We start from the raw sequence: 16,506 nt of genomic DNA on the forward strand, positions 1-16,506 counted from the left end.
TTTAGCCCTCCGCAGCCCGGCCCTTCTGCGGGAAGAGTCCACGCGGGCGTTTTTGAATGAATAGGATGATAAAGACCAGCACGATAATTTTGGCCAGTACCGCGCCTGCCCAGGGTTCCAGCACCTGGTTGATCACCCCCAGCGATAAGCCAGCAACCAGCGTGCCCCATAGATTACCCACACCGCCGAACACCACCACCATGAAGGAGTCGATGATGTAGTTCTGGCCCAGGTTAGGGCCGACGTTGGTGAGCTGAGAGAGCGCGACACCGGCAAGCCCGGCTACGCCGGAGCCCAGCGCAAAAGTCATGATATCCACACGAGTGGCACGAATGCCCATGGAGCGGGCCATGGCGCGGTTCTGGGTTACGGCACGCACCTCAAGCCCTAGCCGCGTGCGACGCATAATCAGCATCAGCCCGGCAAACACCACCAGCGCAAAGCCGAGCACGTACATGCGGTTAAGCGTTAATGACAACGCATCATTCACCACTAGCGAACCACTCATCCACTCGGGGGTGATGACGGTACGGTTAAGCGGTGAAATCACCGTGCGCACCAACTGCTGCAGAATCAAACTGATACCAAAGGTCGCCAGCAGCGTTTCCAGCGGGCGGCCTTTGAGGAACTGGATAACACCGCGCTCGATCGCCACACCCGCCAGAGCGGCGACCATAAAGCCTGCGGGAATCGACAGGATCAACGCCAACCCCGGTTGGCCGGGCAGCAGTTGCTGCATCGCCCAGGTGGTGTAGGCGCCCAGCATCATCAGCTCGCCGTGGGCCATGTTGATCACGCCCATGACCCCGAAGGTGATCGCCAGGCCAATAGCAGCTAGCACCAGCACTGAGCCGAGGCTCAAGCCGAAATAGAGCGTTTCCAGACCACGATTGATTTTGAGCTGCTGCTCAATGCCCGCCAGAGAAGCGGCAGCGGCATTGGCGACGACGGGATCATCGCTATTGGCTGCCCGGCTCAATGCCACGCGGGAACGGGGGTGTAGGCTGCCGTCCAGCGCTTCGACCCCAGCCATTTCGCCCGCTTCGGCGCGGTAGATCGCCACGGCCTGGGTCAGCCGGTAACGCACCTGCTCGTCCTCTTCCTGTTCGATCAAGTCGTCGAGAGTGGGCACCAGCTCACCATCTACTTCCCCTAACAGGCGCTCGGCCGAGGTGCGGCGGCGCTCCACATTAGGCGAGTAAAGGTCAACTACCGCGATGGCACTGCGCAACTGATTACGCAGGTTGTTGTTGATGCCGATACGCTCCAGATCACGACGGGACATCTCGCCCAGCGCTTCGCCGGTTAGGACATCGGCCACCGGCCAGTCGCGGCCGCGGTTCTCTAGCACCAGCACGAACCGGCCGTCTTCGGTGCGCTGCAAGCGGCCATCCAGCAAGGCCTGCAACCAGTCTCGGGCGCGTTCGTCGTCGCTTTGCAAAATCGCGGTGATCGCTTCGCCTTTGGCGGCGTAAGACTCAACGTCCAGCGCCTCCAACAGTTCGAGCGCGGCCGCATCGTCGGCAGTATTCGTGGAGCTCGTTTGTGCTTGGGCGGTCACTGTGATGCTTAACAACAGTAGGCACAGCAGCCCTAAGGAAAGGAAACGCCTCATGGGGTTCTTCCTTTGGTTATCTAAGAGGGTAACTGAATATATCGGTGCCAGCGCAGGCTTCCGCGAGGGCGCTGTAAACCCATCCTTGGGCGCTACTTTTGCCATCTGACCGCCATGGATGGCGGAAATGCCGGAATAGTAAGGAACACTTTCCGGCCATGGCAAAAGACCCTCGCTTCAGCCTGCCCTAGCACCAGCGAGCGGGCAGTTTTAAAAGAAGTTATTTCCACTGCGATAGACGTGCTTACTCAGCGAGCGCCGCTTCGGCTTCTTCTGCTGCGGTGCTGCCACCGCACGAGCCGTTCACGACGTTGAAGTTGCCGCACTCCATCGGCTTGCGCCAATCGGCAATCAGGTCACGGGAGCCAGGCAGGTAGTCAGACCAGGCGTCGCCCGCCACGGTAGACGGCGTCTGCCAAACGATATCGAACTGACCGTTGTCCTGAATCTCACCGATCAGCACCGGCTTGGTGATGTGGTGGTTGGGCATCATCGCCGCATAACCGCCGGAGAGGTTAGGTACGGTCACACCGATAATGGCGTCTTTCACCGTATCGACGTCTGTCGTGCCCGCTTTGCGAACCGCTTCGGCCCACATATTGAAGCCGATGTAATGCGCTTCCATTGGGTCGTTGGTCACTGCCATATCGTCGCCGGTGTACTCAATCCAGGCATCGATAAAGTCGTAGTTGTCATCGTTATCGACGCTCATGAAGTAGTTCCATGCCGCCAGGTGGCCCACCAGCGGGCCGGTATCAATACCAGTAAGCTCCTGCTCGCCCACAGAGAAGGCGATGACCGGAATATCGGCAGCGTCGATACCCTGGTTGGAAAGCTCGGTATAGAACGGCACGTTGGCGTCGCCGTTAACCGTCGAGATTACGGCGGTCGGTTTACCCTCTTCACCGAAGCGGCGAATTTCTGCCACGATGTTCTGCCAATCGGAGTGACCGAACGGCGTGTAGTTGACCATGATGTCCTCATCCGCGATGCCGTGTTCATCCTTGAGGAAGGCCTCGAGGATACGATTGGTAGTGCGCGGGTAGACATAGTCGGTACCCACTAGCGCAAAGCGCTCGATACCGACTTCGTTGATAAGGTATTCAACCGCAGGAATCGCCTGCTGGTTAGGCGCTGCGCCGGTGTAGAAGACGTTTTCAGAGGACTCTTCGCCTTCATACTGCACCGGGTAGAACAGCAGCCCGTTGAGCTCCTCTACAACGGGCAGTACGGATTTACGCGAAACCGACGTCCAGTTGCCAAAAATCACGTCCACTTCTTCCTGGTCTAGTAGCTCCCGGGCGCGTTCGGCAAACAGCGGCCAGTTAGACGCGGGATCAACCACCACGGCTTCTAACTGACGGCCGAGCAAACCACCGGCTTCGTTCTGCTGCTCGATAAGCATTTCGACGGTGTCTTTGAGGACGGTCTCACTAATCGCCATGGTGCCGGAAAGCGAGTGCAGGATACCGACTTTGATCGGGTCATCGTCTTGGGCGATGGCTTGGGTGCTGGCCCCCATGATGGCAGCGGTGAGTAAAGCGGTCGCGAAACGGCCACTTGAAAGGAAGGGGCGAGGGTGTGTCGAGCGTTTGAGAGTGTTCATTGTTAATCTCCTTGCACCCCTTATGATTGGGGCTTGATGATTGGCTTCGCACTTGGGGTTGTTGTGTTAGCTCCCCCAATACGTCCACTAGCCATTAACACCTGCAAGGGATGCGCCAGATTGGCACAAAGTTGCCTTATAGCTATTTAATCAGCCACTTAATAATCATCGGAAAATCTCAAAATCCACCACATGCACCAAAATAAAGCGCATTAACGCTGCTGAAGCACCCTCTCAATGCACCAATAAAAGACAGTGCACCAACTAAGTACTTGAACTTTTTAAACACAAAGCATTAACGCATTAGTTACTTATTTGTTACAAAACCACTCTTTATTATTAGTTAAAAAAGTAGATAAGAAAGCGCAGATAAAAAAAGGAGCCTTGGCATCACCAAGGCTCCTTGCTATTCACCCTTTAAGTAGTGGCGTTAAACAGCCACGTCGGGTGGAATTTTCTTACGGCGTTTTTTCAGTAACGGCAGACCAAGCGACAGCAAGGCGACGACCAGTAGGCCAAGCGAGATAGGCTTGTCGATAAAGGTCATCCAGTCGCCACCGGAGATCTGCAGCGCGCGACGCAAGGACTCTTCCATAATGTTGCCCAGAATCAGCGCTAAAATCAGCGGCGCCGCGGGGAAACCAAACAGGCGCATACCCAGGCCCACCAGGCCAAAACCGAGCAGCAGCAACAGATCAAACACACTGAAGCTCATGCCGTAGACGCCGATCATGCAGAAGATCAAAATCAGCGACAGCAGTAGCGGCTTGGGCAGATCAAGAATCTTGGCGATCAGCGGTATCAACGGCAGGTTAAGCACCAGCAGGAAGATATTACCGATATACATACTGGCAACCACGCCCCAGAACACGTCCGGACGCTCTGTCAGCATCATTGGGCCGGGATTGACCCCCATGACCAGCAGGGCACCCAGCAGTACTGCGGTGGTACCCGAACCCGGTACACCCAGCGTCAACAGCGGCACAAAGGAGCCGGTACAGGCGGCGTTGTTGGCCGCTTCCGGCGCGGCCACGCCTTTGATATTGCCCTGCCCAAAGGTGTCGCCATCTTTGGCAATGCGTTTTTCCATGCTGTAACCCAGGAACGAACCAATGGTCGCGCCAGCCCCCGGCAGAACGCCGGTGAAGAAGCCCAACACCGAGCTGCGGCCAACGGGGCCAGCGATCTCTTTGACTTCGCTACGAGTCAGTTTCAGCGAGCCAATCGCATTACGCGGCGCCTCTTTGCCACCACCGCCGCGCAGCAGCATGTAGAACACCTCGGCAAGCGCAAAAATCCCCAGCGCCACCACCAGGAAGTCGATACCGTCGAGAAGCTGAACGGAGCCGAAGGTAAAACGCTCGGTACCGGTCTGCATATCGATACCCACAATCGAGATAATTACCCCCACCACGGCGGCAATCAGCCCCTTGATCAGCGATTTATCCGACAGCGAGACCACGGCGGTTAAGCCCAGCACCATCAGTGCAAAGTACTCGGAAGGGCCAAAGCTTACGGCCACTTTGGAAAGCAGCGGAGCCACCAGCATCAAGAAAATAACCGATACCGTACCGCCCACAAATGACGAGTAGGCGGCAATCGCCAGCGCTTTACCCGCCAGACCTTTTTTGGCCATCGGGTAGCCGTCAAAGGAGGTTGCTACGGTACCCGCAACGCCGGGGGCGTTGAGCAGAATCGAGGAAGTAGAGCCACCGAAGATGGCGCCGTAGTAAACCCCTGCCATCAGGATCAAACCCGACGAGGGTTCCATGGCAAAGGTGATAGGAATCATCAGGGCAAGTGCACTGATAGGGCCAAGGCCCGGCAGCATGCCGATAATGGTGCCAGCAAATACACCGGCAAATACGTAGGCAATATTGATTGGCTCAAGCGCGATGCCAAAGCCGTACATCAAATTATTGAAGGCATCCATGGGAATTACTCTCTTAAGAACTGCTAGCGGAAAGACCTGCTAACAAGGCTTTGTTTAGAAAGGCAGCAAGCCAGTGGGCAGGTAAACATCCATCACCTTCGTCATGGTCAGGTAGAGCGCCAGCACTACCCCCAGCGACGTAGCGAGGTTGACCCCATGGCGGCGATAGCCGTAGTAGGCCGTCAATCCAACGCAGAGCAGCGTAGAAGCGAGTACAAAACCCAGCGGCACCAGCAATAGCGCGTAGGCGGCAATCGCCAACGAAGTCACGATGACCCGCGCCCAGGGCGTCAGTAGCAGCGGCCCGTGCTGCGCCTCTTCGTCGACTTCATCGGCACCGGCTATCGGGGTGGGTTTCTCAAAAAATAGAAACACCGACAGGATCAGTAACGAGAAGCCTAATACTTTAGGAAACAGGTCAGAATCGACCGGGCGCGGCAGAGGAAAGGTAGGGATCTGCCACGCCATCGCGATATAGCCAACAGCCAATACCGCAAACACCAGTGCTAACCACTGATTGGTATTTAAACGAGTCATAGGAATCTCTCCGAAGGAGCCAACACGTCTCCCGCGGTTAACGCATATTGTTAACCGCGGGAAACGCCCAGCCACGCTTGGGCGACTGGGCGATACAAGGAGTAGGATTACTGGCGCAGTAGGCCAAGCTCGCTCAGCACGTCGCTGAACTGCTCTTGCTGCTGATCCAGGAAGGCGCCAAACTCTTCGCTGTTTTGGTAGGCGTCGATCCAACCCAGTTGGTCGCTCGCTTCGCGCCATGCATCGGTTTCAAGCATTTCGGCGAACAGGTCTTCGTAGTAGGCCACTGCCTCTTCAGGCATATCAGGAGCGCCCATCACGCCGCGCCAGATATCGAAGGTGTAGTCGAAGCCCTGCTCCTGGTAGGTAGGCACTTCGCTCAAGCCACCGCCCAAACGCTCTTCAGAAGAGACGCCCAGCGCACGCAGTTGGCTGCCTTCACCCAGTTGGCCAACCGCTTCACCAGCGCCGCCGACCACGGCTTCAATATGGCCTCCCATTAGGTTAGTCATGGCGTCGCCGCCACCCGAAAACGGGATGTAGTTGACTGCCGAGGCTTCCATTCCGGCCGCAGAGGCTAAGCCTGCAATGGCAATATGATCCATGGAGCCAGGCGCACTACCACCGCCAACGCTCAAGCTGGGATCTTCTTTCAGCGCATTGAGCAGGTCTTCGAGGTTCTGATACTCGGAGTCTGCCGCGACCAGGATGATTGAGTAGTCGGTGTTGATCCGCGCGACCGGGGTAAAGTCGGTGTGGTCGTAGCGCGAAGCACCTGCCAGCGGCACCAGAATCATCGGCGGGCTGGTGGCAAACAGCTTGTGCGGGTTGCCGCTATCGCGGGCCACTTGGGCCCAGGCTACGGCACCGCCGCCGCCAGGTACGTTGATAGCAGCGAAGCTTTCATCGGCCAGCTCTTCTTGCTGAATCACCCGCGACATGGTGCGAACGAGAGTATCCCAACCGCCGCCTGGGTTAGCCGGTGCGACGAATTCGATGGAGCGTTCAGGTGTCCACTCTTGCGCCTGTGCGGCGGTGCTCATGCCTGCAAAGGCAGCAATGGGAAGAGCAAATACAGATAAACGCTTGAGGGTAAGCGACGTCATGATGGCGTTCTCCACGTATCAGTTTTGTTGTGTGATGAGTTTGCTGTGTAGAGCTTCTTATTGTGAGACTGCACGCCGCGAACGTTAGAAGACCACTACCCTGACCGACAAGCTTGTGCGCATAAAAGACAAAAAGTTCTTTATGGCTATTTTGTTCATTTTGTTCACGCCGACTTACTTATAGCATGCGCTTATAGAGAAGCCAGCCACTCGTGTGCTGCCTCCAACAGCCGATAGCGGCGCTCAGGCCGCCCTACATCACCATAGCCCAGCTCAGCACTCACCGCCTGCTCGGCAACTAAAAACTCTAAATAACGGCGGGCGGTTGAGCGACTGGCACCCATGATGCGTGCCATCTGCATGGCGGTGAGCGAGTCGGGTGCGTCGGCCAGGGCATCAATCACCCGGCGCAGCGTCAGCCGATCAATACCTTTAGGCAGGGTTTGGCTTTTAGCACGCAACGGCTCGCCGGGCTTCAGGCGCGCCAGCACGGAGTCCAGTTCATCCTGATTCATCTCGGCACGGTTGGCCAAGGCTTCACGCTCGCGACGGAAGCGAGTCAGCATTTGCGTCATTCGCGCGGCTTCAATGGGCTTGATCAGGTAGTCGAATACCCCACCACGCAGCGCCTCGCTGATGGTTTCTACTTCCCGGGCAGCGGTAACCATGACGATATCCACATGCACGTAGTCGCGGCGAATCGCCCATAGCAGCTCCAGGCCTTCAACATCGGGTAGGTAGGCGTCGAGCAAGATCAACTGGATGTTGGTGGCCTGTTCCGCCATGATCGCCTTGGCTTCGCTACCGTTGCGCGCCATGCCCACCACATAAAAGCCGTCGCTCTGTTCAATAAAGGCCCGGTGGATATCGGCAATGCGAAAATCGTCTTCAATGACCAAAATGCCGTACTGCCCATCAGACATTGCGTTCCCCCCTAGCCGTCGTGGTCACTGTTTTTGAAATTGTTGATGAAATTGTTTTTAAAATTGTTGTTGAGACTGCTGTTGGTCTTGCTGCGCACACAGCGAGCGGTCGAGCACCGCGATAAAGCATGCGCCCCCCAGCTCGCTCTCCTCCAGGGTCACGGCGCCGCCGTGCTGGCGGCAGAGCCTGGCTACCAGCGCCAGGCCAATGCCCTGGTGTTTGCCCGTTTTGGTCGAAAAGCCTTCCTGGAAAATCGATTCGGCGAGCTGGGCAGGTACTCCGGGCCCGTTGTCCTCCACTTCGATCAACAGCTGCTCCCCCAAATCGGTGAAAAACAGGCGTACTTTGGGCGCTTTACTCGGCCCATTCAGCGCTGCATGGCAGGCGTTGTCCAGCAAGTTACCCACCACGCTCATCATCACTTCCTGGCCGGTGGGCGTTAGCGGGCAGGAGAGCGAGCTTTGCTCATCGACTTCCAACGCTACGCCCAGCTCCCGCGCCCGGGTAAGTTTACCCAGTAGCGTACCGCTAAGCACGGCGTCGGCCACGTTGCGCATTAAAAAGCTCATCTGCGCCTGGGCGCGTTCGGTTTCTTGATGGATCAGCGCGAGGGCTTCCTCGATGCGTTCTAACTGCAGTAATCCTGAGATGGTATAGAGCTTATTGGAAAACTCGTGGGCCTGGGCACGCAGCATATCCACATCACGGCTGGCTTGGGTAAGCGCATGGGAAAGATCGACAATTTCGCGACGGCTGCGGAAAGTGGCCACCGCCCCCTCAATCTCGCCTTCGTGCAGAATCGGCACGCGGTTGACCACTACCGGGTGATCGCCCAGCCACATCTCCTGGTCGAACTCCTGCTCTCCGCGTCGGAGCACCTCCAATAGCCGCGAATTGGGCACGACCTCGCGGATGGGCTGCCCCAGCAGCACATGCTCATCGTCCAGGTTGAGAAAGCGCCGCGCCTGCTGGTTGACCAAGGTAATATGACCTTCACGATTAACCGCCAGAATACCCTCGTGGATCGACTGCAAAATGGCCTCTTTCTCCATAGCCAAGCGGGCAATCTCGTAGGGTTCCAGGCCTAAAATGACCTTTTTAAGATGCTGCGATAGCCAGTAAGCACCGGCAAAGCCGAGACAAATCATCAGCGCCACCAGCGCCCAGCCAAAGCTGTTGTAGCGGGCTACGTCCATGGCCACGCGATCCATCATAAAGCCGACGGACACCAGGCCAATGATATTGCCCTCTTCATCCCAAATGGGCGCTTTGCCACGAATGGCAGTGCCCAATGACCCGGTTGCCTCGGATACATAGTATTGGCCATGAATCAGCGCCTGGTCATTATCGCCCCCCACCATTGGCTTCCCAATCCGCTCCGGCACGGGGTGGGAATAGCGAATACTTTGGGCGTTGCCTACAACGACATAGCGCGCGCCCGTTTCATGGCGAACGCGCTCTGCGAGGGGCTGAATAATGAAAGAGGGGTCGGGAATTGAAAAGGCGTTGATAATTTGCGGCATCGACGCCACCGTTTTGGCCACCGCCAGCGCTCGCTCGCCCATCTGCTGGCTAATAATTTCTGCCTTGCGGTGATTGAGGTAGGTGCCCTGCGCCAGTAGCATGCCTGCCAACAGTAGTCCGACTAACAGCATTACCTGAAGGCGAAAACTGCGTTTATACCAGCTGCGCCTTGCGCGAGTGCGGCGCCAGCGCTGCAGGTCGGCTAACGTTCGGGGGCGGGAAGCGCTCATAGGTAGACTCGAAATGCGTGACCGCGCCATTATGGCACGCGCCAGCCAACGGCGTTAATCGCCGTCACCCCAGAGTCATCGTTCGCTGATATAATGGCCCAATGCCGAAATCAAGGAGGGATGTAGTGGCGATCGTTAGATGGATACTCTTGCTGGCCTGCTGGCCGCTATGGCTAACCGTGGCATATGCCAACCCGTTCTACGCTCCACCGCCTCCCCAGGAAGATGCGCCCGTGTTCAGTGGCGATGCTGAACTGGGCTTTACCCGCCTCTCGGGCAATACCGATAGCCAGACGCTGATCGGTAAAACGCTGCTGACGTGGCTTACCGGTAACTTCACCTACTCGCTGCGTGGTGAAGTGCGTAACGTCACCAAGGATGACAAAACCAGCGCCGAGCAGTACTTAGTCGCAGGACGCGAACGCTATGAACTGGATGGCCCCCACTATCTGTTTGGGTTTGCCCGCTGGGAGAAGGATCGCTTTGCCGGTTACGACCAGCAGCTTTCTGCCATCGGTGGCTATGGGCGTCAGATTTTAGAGAACGATACCCATGTTTTTTCGCTGGAGGCAGGGCCAGGCTATCGTCATGACCGACTACGCGAACATGGCGATTATCGGTTAGCAGTGGCTTATACAGCGTTGGATTATCAATGGTTTTTTTCTGACTACGCCGATATTCAGCAGGAAATGTCGTTTGAGTACACCGACCAAAATACCACGTCGCGGTCGCTTACAGCGCTCACGGCAAGGCTCAATTCAAAGCTGTCGCTGCGCTTATCTCATGAAATCAAGCACAACTCCCAACCGCCTGACGACACCAGCGAGCGCACCGACAACACCACCAGCGCTTCACTGCTTTACCGCTGGTGAGTTGCGCACTGGCCCTAGCGATTCTGACCACGGTGCGCCCAGCCGGTCATGCGTTTTTCCAGTTGGGCAAATAGCTCGTACATCACCATGGCCATGGCGCTGATCACCAGCAGCCCGGCAAAGACCAGCCCCATGCGCATTTGCGAACCGGCGCTCATCATCAGATAGCCAATGCCCTGATTGGAGGCGACCGTTTCTGACACTACTGTACCTACAAACGCCAGAGTAATGGCGACTTTCAGCGAGGCGAAGAAGTACGGCAGCGAGCGTGGCAGGCCCACTTTCAGCAGCACATCCATACGCCGCGCGCCCAGCACTCGCAGTACGTCTTCCATTTCAGGCTCCAGCGTGGCTAAACCGGTAGCCACGTTCACCACGATGGGGAAGAAGCAGATTAAAAAGGCGGTGAGTATCGCCGGCACCGAGCCGATCCCAAACCAGACGACCAGGATGGGCACGAAAGCCACTTTGGGAATGGCATTAAAGCCGACTAACAGTGGGTAGCAAGCGTTATATAGAAAGCGTGACGAGCCGATAATAAAGCCCAACACCAGCCCCACGGCCACACCCAATCCAAAGCCAATCAGCGTTGTCCAGAAGGTTTGCCAGGAGTGCATGGCGATAGGCCCGGAATAAGTTACCAGCGCCTGGGCCGTCTCCAAGGCACTGGGGAAGATAAAGCTGGGCACATCAAACACCCGCACCGTTACTTCCCAGATAACAACCAACGCGACCACCGCTATCCACGGCGCCAGTCGTTCAATTAACTGATTATTTTTCGTCATAAGTGCGCCTTTCATCAGGTGCTGGGGGCTTTTATTAAGTGCTGCGCACTTCGCCAATTTGAGCCCGCAGCTCCTGAACCAGATCAATAAAGGGTTTTTGGTAAGTGGTTTCCAGTGCGCGAGGGCGCGGCAGCTCGATTTGACGACGTTCGATCACCCGGCCAGGGCGGCGGCTCATGATGTAGACGGTATCGGCCAGAAACGCCGCCTCGCGCAGATCGTGGGTCACCAGCACTACCGTAAAGCGCTGCGCTTCCCACAGGTCGCGCAGCACGCACCACAGCTCCTCGCGGGTAAACGCATCCAGTGCACCGAAGGGTTCATCCAGCATTAGCAGGCGCGGCTGGTGAATCAGCGCCCGGCAGATTGATGCCCGCTGCTGCATACCACCGGAAAGCTGCCACGGATACTGCTCTTCGTAGCCTTCAAGCCCAACGGTCTTGAGCAGCTTGCGCGCCCAGCCGACAAACTCTTCGCGCCGTTTACGAAACTGATGGCGGTAGGGTTTAACGATCTCCAACGGCAGTAGGACGTTATCCAGTGTGGTGCGCCAGGGCAGCAGGTTGGCGTTCTGAAATGCCATGCCGGAGATCTTCAGCGGCCCGGTGACCGGTTCTCCATCCACTCGTACGGCACCGGTGGTAGGCGCATGCAGACCGGTGCAGAGCTTCATAAAGGTCGATTTACCGCAGCCGGAGGGGCCCACGAAAGCGACGAACTCGCCTTCGTGAATACTCAGGTTGATGTCTTCAATGGCATTACCCGACGTATCATAGGCCAGGCTAACATCATCAAAGGTGACGAACGCTGCCGACATGCTTATTCGCCCTCGGCCGGAAACAGCATGCGTTCTTCCTGGGCAGGTAAGTAGTTTGAACTAAACACCTGATCGGGCGAAGGAATTGACGTGAGGTCGTAAGCATCGGCAACCAGTTGAATCGCCTGAGCCAGGCGCTCGTCATCCACTCCGCCCACGCCATTTTCGCGCACTTCAGGAGTGTCGACGACGCCATCCAGAGCGAGTTTTAAGCGCCTAGTCTCCATTTCCACATCGATCAGGCCATCGCGGTTTTTAACATACTCAATGGCAGCCTCGGGATCGGCAATAGTGTCGCCCAGGGCGCGGTTGAAGGCGCGCAGAAAGCCCTGCACGGCTTCCGGATTTTCTTCGGCGAAGGATTCACTAGCGATAATGGCGTTGCCGTACAGGGGCACGCCGTAGTCTGGGAACGGCATAATAGTCAGCTCGTCTTCGCTCATTCCCCGCTCTTCAAGATTGAGCAGGCTGGTGAAGTAGAAGCCAGTGATTGCATCCACATCGCCCCGGGCTAGCAGCGTTTCGCGCAGCGTAGGGTCAACGTTTTGCCACTCCACCGCGTCGGCGTCCAGATTATTAGCCGCGGCAAACACGCCCCAGGCGCGGTAGCCGGTATCGAAGGTGGGGGCGGCGATGGTTTTACCGGCTAAATCAGCCGGGCTCTCGATGCCGCGGTCTTTGCGGGCAAACACCGCCGCGGGGGTGCCGTCGTAGACGATATAGACGCCTTGGATACCGGGGCCATCGGGGTTTTCGGCGAGAAACTCGACCAGCGCATTAAGATCGCCAAAGCCCATTTCATAGGCCCCGGACGCCACGCGATTAATCGCACCCGCCGAGCCGCTGCCGGAATCAATCTGAACGTCCAACCCTTCGTCGGCGAAGTAGCCTTTCTCTTCAGCCATCAAAAACGGCGCGGAGGGGCCTTCAAAGCGCCAATCCAGCTGAAAACGTATTTGGGTATCGTCGGCGTAACTGATAGCCGGTATTAACATCAGCGCTGCCGCGCAGCCGGTGAGCAGGCGCGCCGTAGAAAAACCTGGTGTTGCAGTGGGAAAGCCTAGTGTTGAAGTAGAAAAACGGCGTTTAGAAGTGGAGGTCATCATCGTGAGCATACCTTGTATACAAAATATGCTTTAGCATTGCAGCAATACTGCCATTATTGATTTTTTATTTAATTTTCATGCTATTAGGTAGACAGTTAAGTGCCGCCGCCCTCCGCCATATGGCCAAAACGGTGCATTTGCCCCTGAGCAACGCACCAAGTTAAAACATATTAGACGTTGGTCTAAATTGGCGATATACTAAGCTCAGTTTCCTGTCTTGCGCCATTCCTTGAATGGCGCTTTTTTTTACCTGTAATTTCGCCTGCTTCAATCACCAACTTCTGAACGCTCATGTGGCGTTACACCGCTTAACGGCACGCTTTAATAGGCTGCTATTTCAGTTTCTCGCTCCACATAAGGTATTTAACATGACCCACCCCAGCCCCAATTCTGAGGGCTCTCAGCGGTTTTCGCTCGGCGACCCTATTGTATTGATATTAAGTATCGGCTTTATCGTTGCCTTTCTCGCACTGTCGCTTTACGACGTAACTCTGGTAGCTGACAGCATCAGCGCTGGCTTCGCCTGGACCGCGCTAGTGCTGGGCAGTTACTTTCAACTGCTGCTCCTGCTGACGTTCTTTATCGCCATCGGTTTGGCCATAACCCCAGCCGCTAAAGCTAAAATCGGCAATTTAGATGCACCAGAAATGAGCACGTTTAAGTGGCTCTCGATCATTCTGTGTACGCTGCTGGCAGGCGGTGGCGTATTCTTTGCCGCCGGTGAGCCGGTATACCACTTTGTGGTAACGCCTCCCGCGTTTGATAGCGAAGCAGGTACGGCGGAAGCCGTTTCCGGCGCCTTGGGGCAGTCCTTCATGCACTGGGGCTTTATGGCTTGGGCGGTACTGGGGTCGCTAACCGCCGTGGTGCTTGCCCATGCGCACTACGTGAAAGGCCAGCCGCTTCAGCCCCGCACCCTGCTCTACCCCGTACTGGGTGAGCGACTAATGCGCGGCCCGCTGGGCAGCATCGTCGATGCCTGCTGCGTAATTGCTTTGGTTGCGGGCACTGTGGGCCCAATTGGTTTTTTGGCCACCCAGGTCAGCTTCGGCCTGCACGAGCTGTTTGGCTTACCGGAAGGTTATCCCGGCCAGTTGATCATTCTAGCCGTACTCGGCAGCATCTACGTGCTCTCTTCCATGAGCGGCGTACACAAAGGCATTCAACTACTTAGCCGCTTTAACGTGCTACTGGCGCTAGCCATTGGCGCGGTCATTATTGTTTTTGGCCCCACACTGTTTTTGGTCAATAGCTACGTTTCAGGCATGGGCGCGTATGTCAGCGAATTCTTTACCATGGCGACCATGACCGCAGAGACCGCTCCGGCGTGGTGGATGCAGTGGTGGACAGTATTCTTCTTTGCCTGGTTTATTGGCTATGCGCCGCTGATGGCGATTTTTGTGGCGCGTATTTCCCGCGGTCGCAGCATCCGCGAAATGATCATCGCGGTAGCAATCCTGGCACCGATTGCCACCACCGTGTGGTTTACCCTGCTGGGCGGCTCAGGCATTTATTATCAACTCACCGGGGTGATTGATTTAACCGAGGCGCTGAACAACTTCCAGTTTGATGTAGCCTCCTTAACCATTGCCCAAGCACTGCCCGGCGGTACCTGGATGGCACTAGCGATCCTGCTTCTGACCACCATTTTCGTTGCGACCACCGGCGACTCAATGAGCTACGCCATTGCGGTAGTGGGGGCGGGGCACGATAACCCCAGCCCGGTCATGCGGGCGTTTTGGGGGATCGCCATGGCGTTGATGGCAGCGGTACTGCTGTATATGGGCGCAGGCCAGATTGGCGCGCTGCAGCAGTTCATTGTTATCACCGCGATTCCGGTCTCGTTGATACTGCTGCCGTCACTCTGGAATGGCCCACAGGCAGCCTACGCCATGGCCCGTGAACAGGGCATTATTGATTAAGAGAGCTGCGCTACAGTGCTTACCTTATAGCCCTTCCAGCAGGCGCAGAATCATCTGCGGCTGCTGGTTGGCCTGAACCAACATAGCAATGCCTGCCTGCTGCAGGATCTGGGCGCGCACAAGGTTGGAGACTTCCTTAGCATAATCGGCATCCTGAATACGCGACTGGGCAGCGGAGGTGTTAACAATACTGTTATTGAGGCCATCAATTACGCTTTCAAAACGGTTTTGCACCGCCCCCAAATAGCTACGTTGGCGATCTAACCGCTTGATCGCCTCATCCACTCTATCTATCGGTTTATCCGTCCCACTGAAATCCTCAGTCACGTCCAAACCATCAAGACCCAACCCCTGTAAATTCATGGCTTCAAAACGAACGGCAATGGTATCGCCAACGTTAGCACCCACTTGAATGTTCAGTGATTTAGTGTCGTTCAAAAGCCCAATGCCATTGAAGTTACTTTTCCCGGCGATCCGCTCAATCTCTTCTAAACGTTGATCAATTTCGTCTTGGATAGAAACAAGATCGTCGGAAGAGTTGGTACCGTTAGCTGCTTGTACACTCAGCTCACGGATGCGCTGTAGGTTGTCGTTAATCTGATTAAGCGAGCCTTCCGCCGTCTGCACCATTGATATGCCATCATTGGTGTTGCGGATCGCCTGGGTCATGCCTTTGATTTGCGCCGTCATACGGTTGGCAATCGCCTGGCCGGCAGGGTCATCCTTGGCACTATTGATGCGCAGCCCAGAAGAGAGGCGCTGCATTGCGGTCTGCATGGCCTGCTGACTGCCGCGCAGATTATTCTGCACGATAAGCGACATCAAATTGGTATTTAGGCTGAACAACGCACACCTCGGGCAAAAGGGTAGCCCCCCCAAAATCTGGAGGCTATGGCGTTACTATCGGCCTAAACGCAAAAATCATGAACACTTTTGAGGCTCAAGGCTGCGGCCACTACTCGCCAGCACTTCATCGACGGGCTTTTTCACGTAGTCGTGCAGGTAGTAACCGTCATCGACCACCTCTCCATCCCAAGCCACAATGTCTAGATCCATGGTACGTGGCCCCGATTTAATCGCTCCCCGAACACGTCCCAAACGATCTTCCACCCCTTTGAGATAAGCACGAAACGCTTCACGCTCAAGCGGTGTGCTCACCAATAGCGCGGCGTTTAGGAAGTCGGGTTGCTGCTGGTACCCCACCGGCTGGGTGCGAATCGTTTTGGAACGGGCCAACAGATCGCACTCACGGTTAATGATATCGACCGCCTGAGCCACATAGTGGTCTGGGTCGATGTTAGAACCTAAAGAGATCAAGCACTCATGGAGCGCTTCAGATTGTTTGGTAAACAACGTCGTTGGTGGCATAGCGACATCCTGTTAAAAGTGACGTCTTCTCGAATGGCCCTGTAAGCAGGACTCATCTATCAATACCTCTAAGCACGTGCCACGTGCAAGCTGTGTATAAGTTATTGACAAACGCTACACTCACGCAGAAAGTCTTCCTATACCAATAAAACAGTAGGGAA

The 16,506-nt window shown here is 56.1% G+C and carries 14 protein-coding genes; 2 read left to right on the plus strand and 12 right to left on the minus strand.

The genetic code is table 11. The annotated features are described in order from the left end of the window. Window position 1 precedes the first annotated feature (1 nt). The 7 genes from urtB to E0L35_RS02305 all read right to left on the minus strand — a co-directional run bounded on the left by urtB (window position 2) and on the right by E0L35_RS02305 (window position 9,475). Window positions 2–1,615, minus strand: a complete 1,614-nt coding sequence (gene urtB / locus E0L35_RS02275) for an urea ABC transporter permease subunit UrtB (protein WP_089691172.1) — start codon at window positions 1,613–1,615, stop codon at window positions 2–4. A 244-nt stretch (window positions 1,616–1,859) separates the two neighbouring features. Beyond that, the gene (urtA, locus tag E0L35_RS02280; protein ID WP_009286163.1) at window positions 1,860–3,221 is read right to left on the minus strand and encodes an urea ABC transporter substrate-binding protein; all 1,362 of its coding nucleotides are present in this window, start codon (window positions 3,219–3,221) and stop codon (window positions 1,860–1,862) included. 430 nt (window positions 3,222–3,651) lie between these two features. Further along, window positions 3,652–5,154 (minus strand): tripartite tricarboxylate transporter permease, encoded by a 1,503-nt coding sequence (locus E0L35_RS02285; RefSeq protein WP_009286164.1) that lies wholly within the window; start codon window positions 5,152–5,154, stop codon window positions 3,652–3,654. Between the two features lie 54 nt (window positions 5,155–5,208). After that, window positions 5,209–5,691, minus strand: coding sequence for a tripartite tricarboxylate transporter TctB family protein (locus tag E0L35_RS02290; protein WP_022521342.1), 483 nt, complete (start codon window positions 5,689–5,691; stop codon window positions 5,209–5,211). A 107-nt stretch (window positions 5,692–5,798) separates the two neighbouring features. Next, entirely contained in the window at window positions 5,799–6,797 is a 999-nt protein-coding gene (locus tag E0L35_RS02295; RefSeq protein WP_022521341.1) for a tripartite tricarboxylate transporter substrate binding protein, read from the minus strand. A gap of 191 nt (window positions 6,798–6,988) precedes the next feature. Next, on the minus strand, window positions 6,989–7,720 hold the full coding sequence (locus tag E0L35_RS02300; RefSeq protein ID WP_027957906.1) for a response regulator: 732 nt from the start codon (window positions 7,718–7,720) through the stop codon (window positions 6,989–6,991). 57 nt (window positions 7,721–7,777) lie between these two features. Further along, window positions 7,778–9,475 (minus strand): sensor histidine kinase, encoded by a 1,698-nt coding sequence (locus E0L35_RS02305; RefSeq protein WP_022521339.1) that lies wholly within the window; start codon window positions 9,473–9,475, stop codon window positions 7,778–7,780. Between the two features lie 125 nt (window positions 9,476–9,600). Here E0L35_RS02305 and E0L35_RS02310 point away from each other — a divergent pair, with 125 nt between their 5' ends. Beyond that, window positions 9,601–10,347 (plus strand): DUF481 domain-containing protein, encoded by a 747-nt coding sequence (locus E0L35_RS02310; protein ID WP_022521338.1) that lies wholly within the window; start codon window positions 9,601–9,603, stop codon window positions 10,345–10,347. Between the two features lie 14 nt (window positions 10,348–10,361). Here the strand turns inward: E0L35_RS02310 and E0L35_RS02315 are convergent, their stop codons facing one another. Genes E0L35_RS02315 through E0L35_RS02325 form a run of 3 tightly spaced genes read right to left on the minus strand, consistent with a single transcriptional unit; the run spans window position 10,362 to window position 13,055 of the window. Next, on the minus strand, window positions 10,362–11,132 hold the full coding sequence (locus tag E0L35_RS02315; RefSeq protein WP_138799497.1) for an ABC transporter permease: 771 nt from the start codon (window positions 11,130–11,132) through the stop codon (window positions 10,362–10,364). A 34-nt stretch (window positions 11,133–11,166) separates the two neighbouring features. Continuing rightward, a complete protein-coding gene (locus E0L35_RS02320; protein ID WP_138799498.1) occupies window positions 11,167–11,949 on the minus strand; it encodes an ABC transporter ATP-binding protein in 783 nt (260 codons plus the stop codon). Between the two features lie 2 nt (window positions 11,950–11,951). After that, the gene (locus E0L35_RS02325) at window positions 11,952–13,055 is read right to left on the minus strand and encodes an ABC transporter substrate-binding protein (protein ID WP_249362077.1); all 1,104 of its coding nucleotides are present in this window, start codon (window positions 13,053–13,055) and stop codon (window positions 11,952–11,954) included. Between the two features lie 368 nt (window positions 13,056–13,423). Here E0L35_RS02325 and E0L35_RS02330 point away from each other — a divergent pair, with 368 nt between their 5' ends. After that, window positions 13,424–14,977 (plus strand): BCCT family transporter, encoded by a 1,554-nt coding sequence (locus E0L35_RS02330; protein WP_138799499.1) that lies wholly within the window; start codon window positions 13,424–13,426, stop codon window positions 14,975–14,977. Window positions 14,978–15,001: 24 nt separating this feature from the next. Here the strand turns inward: E0L35_RS02330 and E0L35_RS02335 are convergent, their stop codons facing one another. Together E0L35_RS02335 and folK are read right to left on the minus strand one after the other, a co-directional pair. Then, entirely contained in the window at window positions 15,002–15,823 is an 822-nt protein-coding gene (locus E0L35_RS02335; RefSeq protein ID WP_138799500.1) for a flagellin, read from the minus strand. A 75-nt stretch (window positions 15,824–15,898) separates the two neighbouring features. Next, window positions 15,899–16,345, minus strand: a complete 447-nt coding sequence (folK, locus tag E0L35_RS02340) for a 2-amino-4-hydroxy-6-hydroxymethyldihydropteridine diphosphokinase (protein WP_052475467.1) — start codon at window positions 16,343–16,345, stop codon at window positions 15,899–15,901. Between the last annotated feature and the right edge of the window lie 161 nt (window positions 16,346–16,506).

It is taken from the genome of Halomonas sp. ATBC28, from assembly GCF_005937175.1.
Taxonomy (GTDB): Bacteria; Pseudomonadota; Gammaproteobacteria; order Pseudomonadales; family Halomonadaceae; genus Vreelandella; species Vreelandella titanicae.

What these genes read in the sequence shown, in the direction of transcription:
- urtB (WP_089691172.1), bottom strand. Translation starts at nt 1,615, where the DNA reads ATGAGGCGTTTCCTTTCCTTAGGGCTGCTGTGCCTACTGTTGTTAAGC.
- E0L35_RS02320 (WP_138799498.1), bottom strand. Translation starts at nt 11,949, where the DNA reads ATGTCGGCAGCGTTCGTCACCTTTGATGATGTTAGCCTGGCCTATGAT.
- E0L35_RS02330 (WP_138799499.1), top strand. Translation starts at nt 13,424, where the DNA reads ATGACCCACCCCAGCCCCAATTCTGAGGGCTCTCAGCGGTTTTCGCTC.
- E0L35_RS02305 (WP_022521339.1), bottom strand. Translation starts at nt 9,475, where the DNA reads ATGAGCGCTTCCCGCCCCCGAACGTTAGCCGACCTGCAGCGCTGGCGC.
- E0L35_RS02300 (WP_027957906.1), bottom strand. Translation starts at nt 7,720, where the DNA reads ATGTCTGATGGGCAGTACGGCATTTTGGTCATTGAAGACGATTTTCGC.
- E0L35_RS02325 (WP_249362077.1), bottom strand. Translation starts at nt 13,055, where the DNA reads ATGATGACCTCCACTTCTAAACGCCGTTTTTCTACTTCAACACTAGGC.
- E0L35_RS02290 (WP_022521342.1), bottom strand. Translation starts at nt 5,691, where the DNA reads ATGACTCGTTTAAATACCAATCAGTGGTTAGCACTGGTGTTTGCGGTA.
- folK (WP_052475467.1), bottom strand. Translation starts at nt 16,345, where the DNA reads ATGCCACCAACGACGTTGTTTACCAAACAATCTGAAGCGCTCCATGAG.
- E0L35_RS02295 (WP_022521341.1), bottom strand. Translation starts at nt 6,797, where the DNA reads ATGACGTCGCTTACCCTCAAGCGTTTATCTGTATTTGCTCTTCCCATT.
- urtA (WP_009286163.1), bottom strand. Translation starts at nt 3,221, where the DNA reads ATGAACACTCTCAAACGCTCGACACACCCTCGCCCCTTCCTTTCAAGT.
- E0L35_RS02315 (WP_138799497.1), bottom strand. Translation starts at nt 11,132, where the DNA reads ATGACGAAAAATAATCAGTTAATTGAACGACTGGCGCCGTGGATAGCG.
- E0L35_RS02285 (WP_009286164.1), bottom strand. Translation starts at nt 5,154, where the DNA reads ATGGATGCCTTCAATAATTTGATGTACGGCTTTGGCATCGCGCTTGAG.